This is a genomic window from Mycobacterium kyogaense (assembly GCF_003254575.1).
In the GTDB taxonomy this organism is placed as follows: Bacteria; Actinomycetota; Actinomycetes; order Mycobacteriales; family Mycobacteriaceae; genus Mycobacterium; species Mycobacterium kyogaense.
The window spans coordinates 102,408-115,768 of the sequence record NZ_QJUA01000002.1 but is presented as its reverse complement, the minus strand read 5'-3'; the positions used below and the strand labels follow the sequence as shown (position 1 = coordinate 115,768).

Genomic DNA, 13,361 nt, shown 5'->3' with positions numbered 1-13,361 from the left:
CTGGATGGAACCGCACAGCGCGCTGGTGCGTCTGTTCCTACATGGAACTTGCGCGCCCGCCCGGCTGCCGGATCGCTCTCGACGCGCCGCCCGAGCTGCCGGAGGCCTCACCTGTCAGTCCCATGGCCCGGATGATGCCGGTCGCGATGGTCGCCGCCGTGATCGGCATGAGCGCGTTGTATTTGCGATCGGGCGCATCGTCGCCGCGAAGTCCGATGTTCCTCGCACTGCCGGTGATGATGCTGGTCTCGCTGATCGGCATGCTGGCCCACGGCGGTCGCGGCGGGGCCCGCACCGCCGAGATCAACGCCCAGCGCGCCGATTACCTGCGCTATCTCGACACCGTCGACGGCATCCTGCGGGCCGGCGCCGCGGCCCAGCACCGATGGTCGCACAGGCACCATCCCGAGCCGGAAGCGCTGTGGTCGCTCGCCGGCACGCAGCAGATGTGGCAGCGAGACGAAACCCACCCCGACTTTCTCTGTGTACGAGCCGGAATCGGTGATGTCGACCCGCTGACGGCGGCTGTGCTGCCGGAGCTCGCATCCGACGAGAACGCCGATCCGGTGACTGCGACGGCGGTGCGAACCCTGGCCGAGAATCGGTCGCTCGTTCCGGACATGCCGGTGCTGGTGCCTTTGCATGACACCCGAATGGTGACGGTCACCGGGGAGTCGAACACGTGTCGTGCGGTCGTGCGGGCGCTCGTCTGCCAGCTCGCCGTCGCGCATTCGCCCGCGCTGCTCGGGATCGTGACCGACCGGGACGGCGGCGCCGAATGGGACTGGCTGAAATGGCTGCCGCATTCTCGTGCGGGCGACGGGACGCGGCATCGAGTGGTCGTCGCAGACGGTACGGCACCGCCGACCGCCGACGACGTGACGGTCGTGCGCATCCGTGCCGCACGGTCGCCGGTCGTCCTGGCCGCCGACGGCGTCGAGATCTCCGCCCGGTACGACCAGCTGTCTCTGCCGGAGGCGCTGACCTGTGCCCGGCGCGTGGCCCGCTGCTCGCTGCGCCGGGCATCGTCGGGTCGCGACGGCTGGCCGGCGCTGATGGGCATCGCGGACCCGAGCGTGTTCGACCCGGTCGTCCGATGGTCGCAGCCGACCGACACTCCGTTGCGGGTGCCCATCGGCGTGGACGAGGACGGTGGCACGGTCCACCTCGACATCTCCGAATCCGCTGCCGGCGGGATGGGGCCGCATGGATTGTGCGTCGGCGCCACCGGATCCGGTAAATCGGAGTTCCTCCGCACCCTCGTCCTCGGCATGATCACCACGCACTCGCCGGACGATCTGAACCTCGTCCTCGTCGATTTCAAGGGCGGCGCAACATTTCTCGGCCTGGACACCGTGAACCACGTCTCGGCGGTGATCACGAATCTCGCCGACGAGGCGCCGCTGGTGGCGAGAATGCGTGATGCGCTCTCCGGGGAGATCACCCGCAGGCAGGAGGTTCTCCGGGCAGCGGGCAATCTCGCCGACCTCGCGGCGTACCGGCGCGCCCGCACAAAGGATCCTGCCCTGGCGCCGCTGCCGTCGTTGTTCGTCGTCGTCGACGAGTTCTCCGAACTGCTCAGCCAGCATCCCGACTTCGCCGATCTGTTCGTCGCAATGGGCCGGCTCGGTCGCTCGCTGGGCGTCCATCTCCTGCTGGCCAGCCAACGCCTCGACGAAGGGCGGCTGCGGGGCCTGGACGCCCACCTGTCCTATCGCGTGTGTCTGAAGACGTTCTCGGCAGCCGACTCCCGCGCGGTCCTCGGGGTGGCCGACGCCCATCACCTGCCCGCTCGTCCCGGGGCCGCCTATCTCAAGACCTCTGCCGGACAGCTGACCCGTTTCCAGGCGGCCTTCGTCTCCGGCCACATTCCCGGTGCGTCCACGGTGTCGGACGGCACATGCGTTGTGCCACAAGCGTTCACGTCGGCCGCGGCGCAACCCGTTGCGCAGGAGGCCCCGTCGCGTCCGCTCCTGACGACGATGCTGAACCAGCTGCAGGGCCACGGCGGTGAGGCGCACCGCGTGTGGCTACCGCCGCTGCGGCGTTCGCCGATTCTCGAGGACCTGCTCGGCACCGTTGCATCGAGCCCGCTACACGTGCCGATCGGCCTGATCGACCGCCCGGCCGAGCAGCGGTACGAGCCGTATGTGGTCGACATGTCGGGCGCAGCGGGCAATGCCGCGATCGTGGGCGCGCCGCAGTCCGGCAAGTCGACGGCGCTGCGGACGTTGGTCGCTGCGCTGGCTGCGCGCCACGATGCCGCGACGGTGCAGTTCTACTGCCTGGACTTCGGCGGCGGAGCATTGGCTGCGCTTCGCGACCTCCCGCACGTCGGGTGCGTGGCGGGTCGGCACGAGGCCGAACTGTGTCGCCGCACCGTCGCCCACCTCGACGGCGTGCTGCGCGACCGCGAGGAGAACTCCCGCGCCGACACCGACCCGGACGTGTTCCTCGTCGTCGACGGATGGTCGACCGTGCGCAGCGAATTCGACGTCCTCGAGTCTGCGATCACCGCGCTCGCGGCACGCGGGCTCTCCTACGGCGTCCACGTGGTGCTGACGGCCTCCCGGTGGGCCGATCTGCGACCGGCGCTGAAGGATCAGCTCGGCACGCGGATCGAACTGAGACTGGGGGAGCCCGCGGAGTCCGAGATGGATCGGCGACGAGCCCGGGAGCTGAGCACCGCACCGGCCGGGCGCGGCCTGACCCGCGACGGCCACCTGATGGCGATCGCCCTGCCCGGTACCTCGCACATCCCTGCACAAGCCGGTGGCTCACGTGCACCGCGAGTCGAATTGCTGCCCACCACCGTGCATTTCGACACGATCAGCGCTGCGTCGCGTCTGCCGGGCGGCCTACTCCTCGGTCTACGGGAGCGTGATCTGGGCGCTGCCGTGCTCGACGTCATCGATCACCCACACCTGCTGATCCTTGGCGACGGAGAATCCGGCAAGACGGCTCTGCTGCGCACGCTGTGCACTGATCTGGTGCGCACGCACACCCCGCAGGAGGTCGCCCTGGAACTGGTCGACTACCGCCGGACGCTGCTCGGCGTCGTCGAAAGCGACCATCTCGCCGGATATTCCGCATCACCGGTGGCGCTCGAGTCTCGCCTGAGTGCGCTGACCGCCCGGCTGACGGACCGCATGCCCGACGAACACGTCACCCAGCGGGCGCTGCGGGACCGCTCGTGGTGGACCGGGCCGGAGATCTACGTCGTCGTCGACGATTACGACCTGGTGGCCGGCGCCACCGGCAACCCGCTCACCCTGCTCGCCGACTTCCTGCCCCACGCCAAGGACCTCGGCCTGCACGTCGTCGTCGCCCGCCGGTCCGGCGGGGCCGCCCGGGCGATGTTCGACCCGGTGCTCACCCGGCTGCGGGAGATGGGCTGCTCCGGATTCATGATGAGCGCCTCGCCGGAGGAAGGGACGCTGCTGGGCAGTACTCGGCCTGCGCCGCTGCCACGTGGGCGCGGGGTGCTGTCGGTGCGTGGCCGCGCCGACGAACTGGTCCAGGTGGGGTGGCTCGACCCGCCGTGACGCCGGTCGTCGTCGAGGTCGGGCCGGTGACGGTACGGGGACCGGGCACCCCGCCGGAAGCCTGGGCGGAGGCGGCCGTCGCGGGCGTGGGGGACCGGCTCGCGGTGGTGGACGACCGCGTCGTCGAGGTGGCCGACCTCCTGCGCGAGGTGCTCTCGACGGCAGCGGGCGGGCGCAAGCGATCACTCGCGGTGGTGGTGCCGAGCTGGTGGCCCAGCCGCTGGACGGCGGCCGTGACCGACGCCGCAGGCGCGGTCGCCGGCGACGTTCGGGTGTTCCGGCGGGGACCACTGCTGAGCGCAGCCCAGAGCGGGGCAGTCGCGGAGGTCTCGGCTGACCTCGTCGCGATCACCGAGCCCGGGCAGCCTCTCCGCGTGCTCGACCGTGACGCCCTGCCGAGGCTGGGCTCAGTGCTGGTCGACGTTCCGCCCGGGGTCGCCGCGCCGCCCTCCGGCACCGGCCGCCTCAGCGGGCGCGACGACGTCGAGGCCGCGGTGGCAGCGACGCTCGCGCCGGCGCGATCCAGAATCCGCCGGCCCGTGATCGCCTTAGCCGCCTCCACGGCGCTGATGGCGCTCCTCGTGCCCTGGCTGCCGCGTCATCCGGCGCCGGCGCAGTGGAGAGTGCTCACCGAGGGTCGGGTCGCGATCGAGGTGCCGACCGACTGGACGGCGCAGCGCATCACGTCGGGACTCGGTTCGGCGAGGGTGAGGATCGCCGGAACCGATGGTCTGCCCGCACTGCACCTCACGCAGTCCCTCGGGCCCGCGTCTCTCCCGGACATCGCCGAATCCCTGCGCCGGGCAATCGCTTCCGCGCCCTCGGGGGTGTTCGTCGACTTCCGTCCCGACGGCGTGGTGGGTGCCCGGGCCGCGGTGACCTACCGCGAGGTGCGGGACGGCAGCCACACCCAGTGGGCAGTGGTGGGCGACGAGGGCGTGCGGATCGCCATCGGATGTCAGAGCGCACCCGGCCACGCCGAGGCGGTCGCGGCGGTGTGTGCGCACGCGGTAGCCAGCGCCCGTGCAGTCGGTTGACGACCAGATGGAACCGATCCTGCTGCCGGTGCGTCCAATTCTGTGTAATGCCAACAACACAGGAAGGATCTCCCGATGCCGATCCCGTCAGGAGCCGCCGGCGGAGCGCTCGCCACCGACTTCGACCTCATGGCCGCGGTGGCAGGCAAGACCGACGCCCGCAACGAGGAGATCCGCGCGATGCTGGCCTCGTTCATCGGCCAGATGAGCAGCGTGCCCGCCTCGGTGTGGGGTGGCGTCGCGGCCGCCAGGTTCCGCGACGTGGTCGACCGGTGGAACGCGGAGTCGCTGCGGCTGCACGCGGCGCTGCAACGCATCGCCGAGACCATCCGCGACAACGAGCGCACCCTGCGCCTGGCCACCGACAGCCATGCCCACGCCATCGGTTCTGCGACCGCCCACCTGTAGAGGAGACCGACATGGACCCGATGCTGTCCTACGATTTCGCCGCGATCGAGCACACGATCCGCCAGCAGATCCACGCGACGTCTGCCCGCTTCAATGCCGCGCTCGACGATCTGCGGACTCAGATCGCGCCGCTGCAGCAGGTCTGGACCCGCGACGCCGCCGAGGCGTACCAGGTCGAGCAGGCCAGGTGGGAGCAGTCCGCGGCCGCACTCAACGACATCCTGTTCCGCCTGGGTGACGCGGTGCGCGACGGCGCCGACGACGTCGCGGCGACCGATCGCAGCGCCGCCCACGCCTGGGGTGCCTGACGCCCCACCAGACGCTGTGCGACCCCCGCGAGGAGGGGAGCCGACCGGGGGTCGCACAGTTCTTCTCGACCCTTACGTCGTGCCTGGTGGGATAAGGTGGTGGCCGGTGTGATGGCGGACACAAAGGATCGCCGCGTGGCAACTGCGAAGACGACGAACGGACGGGCGGGCTCGCGCCTGTCCTCGTCGACGCTGCGCACTGTCCATGAACTGTTCCTCGCCGGCGAAGTCGATGCCGACGACCTGAGCTCGTCGGTCCGGCCGGTCGTCGCGCAGAGCTGGGAGCGGAGCCGCGCGGTCGGTGTCGACCCCGACTTGAACGGCGCCCGGCCCGCGGAAGCGCTGGCCGCGGCCGCGCGGCTGCGTGACACGCACCCGTTGGCACCGGCGTTACCGGTCATCCGCCGGCTCCTGGTCAACGACGCGATCGACTCCGGCGTGGTGGTGGCCGTCAGCGCGGCCGACGGCACCCTGCTGTGGGTCGAGGGCGATCCGAACGCGTGCCGGCGCGCCGAGGCGATGAACTTCGTGCCCGGCGCCGACTGGAGCGAACGCGGCGCGGGCACCAACGCCCCCGGCACCGCGCTCGCCCTGGACCGAGAATTGCAGATCCACGGTTCGGAGCATTTCTCTCGCATCGTGCAGCCGTGGAGTTGCACGGCCGCCCCGGTGCACGACCCGACCACCGGGGCGCTGCTCGGCGCGATCGACCTGACGGGCGATGCGCAGGTGGCGTCGTCGCAGACGCTGGCCCTGGTGCGGGCCACCGCGGTCGCCGTCGAGAACCATCTGGCGCTGCTGCGGGTCGCCGGAATCGGCACCGAACCCGCCACGCGCAAACCGCACCTGGTGGTGCTCGGCGGTGATCGGCCCCGCTGGGTGACCTCCGATGCCTACGGGCACCTTCAGGCCACCTATCTGACGGGCCGGCACGCAGACATCCTCGTGCTGCTGAGCCGGCATCCCGAGGGGTTGTCCGCGGACCACCTCGCTGTGCTGCTCGACGACAAGGATCTCGACGTCGTCACTGTGCGTGCGGAGATGTCGCGGCTGCGCAAAGTGATCGGCGCGGAGAACCTCGGCTCGCGGCCGTACCGGCTGCTGGCGCCGATCACCAGCGACATCGGCGAGGTGTTCGACGCGTTGGACGCCGGTGACGTCGAGGCCGCACTGGACCGGTACTCGGGGCCGCTGCTGCGCCAGTCGGTGTCCCCGGCGGTGGCCCGGCTGCGTACCGCATTGTCGACCACGCTGCGTGAGGCGGTGCTCGCCGAAAGCCGGCGGGGCCGCGCCGACCTGCTGCGGCGCTGGCTGGACCTGCCCGAGGGCCGTGACGACCGCGACGGCTGGCAGGCGCTGCGGGACTGCTCCGGGCTGAACGCGGTGGTGCGGGCGCAGGCGCGGGGCCATCTCGCCGGGATCGACTACGAACTCGGCTGACGCTCCGGCGCTCCATGCAACCGTGCTGCAACGGTGACGCGCGTAGGTTGCGAACAGGTTCAGTGATGCACACCACACGAGCAGGAGTACCACCACCATGACTGTGTATGCCCGACCGGGGACCGATGGCTCCCTGATGTCGTTCAAGCCCCGCTACGAGAACTTCATCGGCGGCCAGTGGGTGCCGCCGAAAGCGGGTCGCTACTTCGAGAACCCCACGCCGGTCACCGGCCAGACGTTCACCGAGATCCCGCGCTCGGACGAGTCCGACATCGAGGCCGCGCTCGACGCCGCCCACGCCGCCGCGCCCGCGTGGGGCAAGTCGTCGGCCGCTGAGCGGGCGGTGATCCTGAACAAGATCGCCGATCGCATCGAGGAGAACCTCGAATCCATCGCGCTGGCCGAGTCCTGGGACAACGGCAAGCCGATTCGCGAGACGCTCAACGCCGACATCCCGCTGGCCATCGACCACTTCCGCTACTTCGCCGGATGCATTCGTGCCCAGGAAGGTTCGCTGTCGGAGGTCGACGACGACACCGTCGCCTACCACTTCCACGAGCCGCTCGGCGTCGTCGGGCAGATCATCCCGTGGAACTTCCCGATCCTGATGGCCGTCTGGAAGCTGGCCCCGGCGCTGGCGGCGGGCAATGCGATCGTGCTCAAGCCCGCCGAGCAGACCCCCGCGTCGATCCTCTACCTGTTCGAGGTCATCGGCGATCTGCTGCCCGCCGGTGTGGTCAACATCGTCAACGGTTTCGGTGTCGAGGCGGGCAAGCCGCTGGCGTCGAGCAACCGCATCTCCAAGATCGCGTTCACCGGCGAGACCACCACCGGCCGGCTGATCATGCAGTACGCGTCGCAGAACCTGATCCCCGTCACGCTCGAGCTCGGCGGCAAGAGCCCGAACATCTTCTTCAACGACGTGATGGCCGAGGCCGACAACTATCAGGACAAGGCGCTCGAGGGCTTCACGATGTTCGCCCTCAACCAGGGCGAGGTGTGCACCTGCCCGTCGCGCTCGCTGATCCAGGCCGACATCTACGACGAGTTCCTGGCGCTGGCCGCGATCCGCACCAAGGCCGTGCGCCAGGGCGATCCGCTCGACACCGAGACGATGATCGGCGCGCAGGCGTCCAACGATCAGCTCGAGAAGATCCTGTCCTACATCGAGATCGGCAAGAGCGAAGGCGCCCAGCTGGTCACCGGCGGTGAGCGGGCCGAACTCGGTGGCGACCTCAACGGCGGCTACTACGTGGCGCCGACGATCTTCACTGGCCACAACAAGATGCGGCTGTTCCAGGAGGAGATCTTCGGGCCCGTCGTCGCGGTGACCTCGTTCAGCGACTACGACGAGGCGATCAGCATCGCCAACGACACGCTGTACGGCCTGGGTGCCGGCGTGTGGAGCCGCGACGGGAACACCGCCTACCGCGCGGGCCGTGACATCAAGGCCGGCCGCGTGTGGACGAACTGCTACCACCAGTACCCGGCGCACGCGGCATTCGGCGGCTACAAGCAGTCCGGCATCGGCCGCGAGAACCACAAGATGATGCTCGACCACTACCAGCAGACCAAGAACCTGCTGGTCAGCTACAGCGACAAGGCGCTCGGCTTCTTCTGATCGAGTAGCCCCTGCCGCCAGAAGACCCCGGCGCGGAGCGATCCGAGCCGGGGTTTTTCCGGCCATCTTTTATGGTCGGATAACCGACCTTTAAAGATCCCGAAACACCACCCCGATAGAGATGAATGTCTATGCCTAGTACCCCGCGCCCCGTCGCAGAACACAAGCAATCCGAGGAGTACCTCGCCCGCCGCCAGCTGAAGCAGGGGAGCGCCGGCTGGCTACTGCTTGCGGGGCTCGGCGTCAGCTACGTCGTCTCGGGAGATTACTCCGGCTGGAACTTCGGCCTCGGTCACGGCGGCTTCGGCGGTCTGGCGATCGCCGCGGTCATCATCGCCGCGATGTACCTGGCCCTGGTGCTCGGCATGGCGGAGTTGTCCTCGGCGCTGCCCGCAGCGGGCGGCGGCTACACCTTCGCCCGGCGCGCACTCGGGCCGTGGGGCGGTTTCGCCACCGGCACCGCCATCCTCATCGAATACTCGATCGCCCCGGCCGCCATCGCGACTTTCATCGGCGCCTACGTGGAGTCGTTGGGGCTCTTCGGCATTCAGAACGGCTGGTGGGTGTACCTGGTCGCCTACGCGATCTTCATCGGCATCCACCTCTCGGGCGTCGGTGAGGCGCTCAAGGTGATGTTCGTGATCACCGCGGTCGCGCTGGTCGGCCTGCTGGTGTTCGCGATCGCCGCGGCCGGCAGTTTCGAGGTCGCCAACCTCACCGACATCGCACCCACCGACGCGGCGGGCGCGTCATCGCTGCTGCCCTACGGCTACCTCGGCATCTGGGCGGCCATCCCGTTCGCGATCTGGTTCTTCCTCGCCATCGAGGGCGTGCCGCTGGCCGCGGAGGAGACGGCGAACCCGGAGCGCAACGTGCCGCGCGGCATCATCGCGGCGATGGGTGTGCTGCTGGTGACGTGCGTGTCGGTGCTCGTGCTGGCGACCGGCGCCGGCGGCGCCGCCGCGATGTCGGAGTCCGGCAACCCGCTCGTCGAGGCGCTGGGCAGCAGCACCGCGGCCACCGTCGTCAACTACATCGGATTGGCCGGACTGATCGCCAGCTTCTTCTCGATCATCTACGCCTACTCCCGCCAGCTGTTCGCGTTGTCGCGGGCCGGGTACCTGCCGACGGCACTGTCGGTGACGAACTCGCGGAAGGCGCCGACGCTGGCGCTGATCGTGCCCGGCCTGATCGGCTTCGCGCTGTCGTTGACGGGCAAGGGTGATCTGCTGCTCAACATGGCGGTGTTCGGCGCCGCGGTCAGCTACGTGCTGATGATGGTCAGCCACATCGTGTTGCGCCGGCGCGAGCCGACCATGCCGCGGCCCTACCGCACCCCCGGCGGGATCGCGACCACAGGATTCGCGTTGGTGATCGCGTCGCTGGCGGTGATCGCGACCTTCCTCGTCGACACCATTGCCGCGCTGTGCTGTCTCGGCGTGTTCGCCCTGTTCCTGGTGTATTTCGCGCTCGTCAGCCGGCACCGGCTGGTCACCAATTCACCCGACGAAGAGTTCGCGATGCTCGCTCAGGCCGAGAAGGGGCTGACGTGAAATTCCACCAACAGGTTTCGGGGACGACCTACAGCTTCGACGGGCTGGTCGACCTGATGGCCAAGGCCACCCCGCTGCGTTCGGGTGACCAACTGGCCGGGTGCGCCGCCGACAGTGACGCCGAACGTGCCGCTGCGGCATGGGCATTGGCCGACCTCTCGCTGAACACGTTCCTCACCGAGCTCGTCGTGCCCTACGAGACCGACGAAGTCACCCGGCTGATCATCGACAGCCATGACCGCCAAGCGTTTTCGGCGATCTCCCACCTGACGGTGGGCGGGTTGCGGGATTGGCTGCTCGACGCCGCGGCGCGCGACGACGGCGCGGCACGGATCGCCGCGATCACGCCGGGTCTGACGCCGGAGATGGCCGCGGCGGTCAGCAAGATCATGCGGAATCAGGACCTGATCGCCGTCGCGGCCGCGACAGAGGTCAGCGCTGCGTTCCGCACCACCGTCGGCACCCCTGGCACGCTGGCCACCCGGCTGCAGCCCAACCACCCGACCGACGATCCGCGCGGCATCGCGGCCGCCGTGCTGGACGGGCTGTTGCTCGGCTGCGGCGACGCCGTGATCGGTATCAACCCGGCCACCGATTCACCGCACGCCACCGCCGATCTGCTGCACCTGCTCGACTCGATCCGCGCCCGCTACGACATCCCGGTGCAGTCCTGCGTGCTCTCGCACGTGACGACGACGATCGGGTTGATCGAGCAGGGCGTGCCTGTCGACCTGGTGTTCCAGTCCATCGCGGGCACCGAAGGCGCCAACACGGCGTTCGGCGTGAACCTCGCCGTGCTGCGCGAGGGCAACGAGGCGGCCCGCTCACTGGGGCGCGGCACCGTCGGCACCAACGTGATGTACCTGGAGACCGGTCAGGGGTCCGCGCTGAGCTCGGGCACTCATCTGGGCACCGGCGGCCGGCCGGTCGATCAGCAGACCCTCGAGACGCGGGCGTACGCGGTGGCGCGGGACCTGCAGCCGCTGCTCGTCAACACCGTGGTGGGATTCATCGGCCCCGAGTATCTGTACGACGGAAAGCAGATCGTGCGCGCCGGCCTGGAAGATCACTTCTGCGGCAAGCTGCTCGGCCTGCCGATGGGTGTCGACGTCTGCTACACCAACCATGCCGAGGCCGACCAGAACGACATGGACACGCTGCTCACGCTGCTCGCCGCGGCCGGGGTCGCGTTCGTCATCACCGTGCCGGGCGCCGACGACGTGATGCTGGGCTATCAGAGCCTGTCGTTCCACGACGTGCTGGTCACCCGTCGCACGATGGGGCTGCGCCCGGCGCCGGAGTTCGAGCAGTGGTTGCAGTCGGTCGGCATGATGGACGACGCCGGCCGGGTGATCCCGCTCGACGTCACCCGCTCGCCGCTACGCGCATTGGCCGCCTCGTGACATCCGATCAGGTTGCTGCACAAGCATTCTGGAACGAGCTGCGCAGCACGACGCAGGCCCGCATCGGATTGGGTCGCGCCGGCAACGCGCTGCCCAGCCGTGACGTCCTCGAGCTCGCCGCGGCGCATGCCGCGGCCCGCGATGCGGTGCACCATCCGCTCGACGTCGACGCGATCGTCGCCGAGGTGCGCGACGTCGGCGTCGGCGAGCCGGTGGTGGTGTCGAGCAGAGCCACCTCCCGCGCGGAGTATCTGCGCCGGCCCGACCTGGGCCGGCTCCCTGCCGACCTCGCGCACGTACCGGAGACCGGCGCCGACATCGGTGTCGTTCTCGCCGACGGACTCTCGCCCACGGCGCTGGGTCTGCACGGTCCGGCACTGCTGGCGGCGCTGGTCGCGCAGCTCGCGCCACGCCACTCGCTGGCGCCGCCCGTCATCGCGACGCAGGCCCGCGTGGCGCTCGGCGACCACATCGCCGTCGCCGCCGGAGTCCGCACGGTGCTGGTCATCATCGGGGAACGCCCCGGCCTGAGCGTCGTGGACAGCCTCGGCATCTATCTGACGCATCTGCCGCGCGTCGGGCGCACCGACGCCGACCGCAATTGCGTCTCCAACATCCACCCGCCCGGCGGGTTGGGATACGCCGACGCCGCGCGCATCGCGGCGAGCCTGGTCGACGGTGCGGTGGCGCTGGGACGCTCGGGCGTCGATCTGAAGGACACCTCCCGGGCGCTCGGCGTGCCCGACACCACTGAATTGATCTGACAGGAGATCTCGTGTTCGGAACCCATGTCCGCAGGGTGTTCGCGCCCGTGCTGGCCGCGCTGGCGGTCCTCGCGTCCGGCGCCTCGGAGATCCCGCAGGCCTCCGCGGCACCGGCCTGCCGGATGCTGGCTGCCGACCCCGGCTGGTACGGCGACAACCGGGAGCGCATCGACGCGATGATGGCCGAGCTGGGCACGTGTGGCGGGGCGGGTGAGGTGGCAACCGGGGCTCCGCTGGCGCTGTTCGACTGGGACAACACCATGGTCAAGAACGACATCGGCGACGCCACCTTCTTCTGGATGGTGCGTCACGGCAAGCTGCGCGCCCCCGCGGACTGGGCCACCACCAGCTCCTACCTCACCCCGGCCGCCGTCGGGGCGTTGTCGCGGGCGTGTGCGGCCGGCAACCCTGGTCAGCCGCTGCCCACCGACACCGACGTGGCCTGTGCAGACGAGCTGGTCTCGGTGTACGGGGACGCCGAGACCACCTCGAAAGAGCCTGCCTTCGCCGGCTTCGACGCGCGCCGGATGGAACCCGCGTATGCCTGGGCCGCGCAGCTGCTGGCGGGGTGGCCGGAGCCGGAGCTCGCCGGGTTCGCCGAGCAGGCACGGCAGGAGAACCTGGCGGCACCCGAGGGCACTGAGCAGAGGGTCGGCAGCACCGAGCAGACCGGCTGGGTGCGCTACTACCCGCAGATGCGCGATCTCATCGGGGCGTTGCAGGCCAACGGTTTCGACGTGCGCATCATCTCCGCCTCGGCTGAACCCGTCGTCCGGGTGTGGGCGGCCGATCTCGGCATCCCGGCCGACAAGGTGATGGGTGTGCGCACCGAGCGAGACGGTGACGTCGTGACCTCCCGGTTGGTGCCGTGCGGCGGATCTGTCTCCATCCCCTACATCGAGGGCAAGCGCTGCCGCGTCAACGAGGAAGTCTTCGGCATTTCGGGTCCGGCCGCGTACGACGTGGCCACCCCGCCGCGCCGGGCCGCGTTCGGCGCGGGGGACTCCGACACCGACGTCAGCTTCCTCTCCGACGCGACCGCTCTGCGCCTGGCGATCAACCGCAACAAGACCGAGCTGATGTGCCGGGCCTACGACGACGCCGACGGTCGCTGGATCGTGAACCCGATGTTCATCGAGCCCGAGGGCCAGGCCGAGCCCTACGCCTGCGCGACCGAAGGCTACGTCGAGCCCGGCGGCGGCGACGGGCCGCTGCGTCGGGCGGACGGCAGCCTCGTGCCCGATCAGGCCGACCGGGTGTTCTGAGAGGGGTCCGACGTCGC

Annotated in this window: 10 protein-coding genes; all 10 read left to right on the top strand. The window is 69.9% G+C overall.

Annotation, left to right across the window (positions count from 1 at the left end; translation table 11 throughout):
* Positions 1–41: 41 nt before the first annotated feature.
* The 10 genes from eccCa to DMB80_RS02480 all read left to right on the top strand — a co-directional run bounded on the left by eccCa (position 42) and on the right by DMB80_RS02480 (position 13,344).
* Positions 42–3,545: a type VII secretion protein EccCa gene (gene eccCa / locus DMB80_RS02525; protein ID WP_111508426.1), complete on the top strand. Its 3,504-nt coding sequence runs from the start codon at positions 42–44 to the stop codon at positions 3,543–3,545.
* Complete coding sequence (locus DMB80_RS02520) at positions 3,527–4,582, top strand: type VII secretion-associated protein (protein ID WP_240430971.1); 1,056 nt, start codon at positions 3,527–3,529, stop codon at positions 4,580–4,582. Before eccCa ends, DMB80_RS02520 begins: the two co-directional genes overlap by 19 nt.
* A gap of 75 nt (positions 4,583–4,657) precedes the next feature.
* Complete coding sequence (locus DMB80_RS02515; RefSeq protein WP_046363980.1) at positions 4,658–4,990, top strand: WXG100 family type VII secretion target; 333 nt, start codon at positions 4,658–4,660, stop codon at positions 4,988–4,990.
* Between the two features lie 11 nt (positions 4,991–5,001).
* Positions 5,002–5,298 (top strand): WXG100 family type VII secretion target, encoded by a 297-nt coding sequence (locus DMB80_RS02510; RefSeq protein WP_046363979.1) that lies wholly within the window; start codon positions 5,002–5,004, stop codon positions 5,296–5,298.
* Between the two features lie 135 nt (positions 5,299–5,433).
* Positions 5,434–6,738 (top strand): helix-turn-helix domain-containing protein, encoded by a 1,305-nt coding sequence (locus tag DMB80_RS02505; protein ID WP_420812110.1) that lies wholly within the window; start codon positions 5,434–5,436, stop codon positions 6,736–6,738.
* 97 nt (positions 6,739–6,835) lie between these two features.
* Positions 6,836–8,359, top strand: a complete 1,524-nt coding sequence (gene adh, locus DMB80_RS02500; protein ID WP_111508425.1) for an aldehyde dehydrogenase — start codon at positions 6,836–6,838, stop codon at positions 8,357–8,359.
* Positions 8,360–8,490: 131 nt separating this feature from the next.
* Positions 8,491–9,912: an ethanolamine permease gene (gene eat / locus DMB80_RS02495; protein ID WP_111508424.1), complete on the top strand. Its 1,422-nt coding sequence runs from the start codon at positions 8,491–8,493 to the stop codon at positions 9,910–9,912.
* The gene (locus DMB80_RS02490) at positions 9,909–11,315 is read left to right on the top strand and encodes an ethanolamine ammonia-lyase subunit EutB (RefSeq protein WP_111508423.1); all 1,407 of its coding nucleotides are present in this window, start codon (positions 9,909–9,911) and stop codon (positions 11,313–11,315) included. The genes eat and DMB80_RS02490 overlap by 4 nt, the downstream gene beginning before the upstream one ends.
* Positions 11,312–12,079, top strand: a complete 768-nt coding sequence (gene eutC / locus DMB80_RS02485; RefSeq protein ID WP_162938391.1) for an ethanolamine ammonia-lyase subunit EutC — start codon at positions 11,312–11,314, stop codon at positions 12,077–12,079. The genes DMB80_RS02490 and eutC overlap by 4 nt, the downstream gene beginning before the upstream one ends.
* Before the next feature lie 122 nt (positions 12,080–12,201).
* Positions 12,202–13,344, top strand: coding sequence for a haloacid dehalogenase-like hydrolase (locus tag DMB80_RS02480; protein ID WP_111508534.1), 1,143 nt, complete (start codon positions 12,202–12,204; stop codon positions 13,342–13,344).
* The last annotated feature ends 17 nt before the right edge of the window (positions 13,345–13,361 follow it).

Excerpts from the sequence above, each read along its gene's own strand:
- eccCa (WP_111508426.1), top strand. The coding sequence starts at position 42 with ATGGAACTTGCGCGCCCGCCCGGCTGCCGGATCGCTCTCGACGCGCCG.
- DMB80_RS02515 (WP_046363980.1), top strand. The coding sequence starts at position 4,658 with ATGCCGATCCCGTCAGGAGCCGCCGGCGGAGCGCTCGCCACCGACTTC.
- DMB80_RS02510 (WP_046363979.1), top strand. The coding sequence starts at position 5,002 with ATGGACCCGATGCTGTCCTACGATTTCGCCGCGATCGAGCACACGATC.
- adh (WP_111508425.1), top strand. The coding sequence starts at position 6,836 with ATGACTGTGTATGCCCGACCGGGGACCGATGGCTCCCTGATGTCGTTC.
- eat (WP_111508424.1), top strand. The coding sequence starts at position 8,491 with ATGCCTAGTACCCCGCGCCCCGTCGCAGAACACAAGCAATCCGAGGAG.
- DMB80_RS02480 (WP_111508534.1), top strand. The coding sequence starts at position 12,202 with ATGCTGGCTGCCGACCCCGGCTGGTACGGCGACAACCGGGAGCGCATC.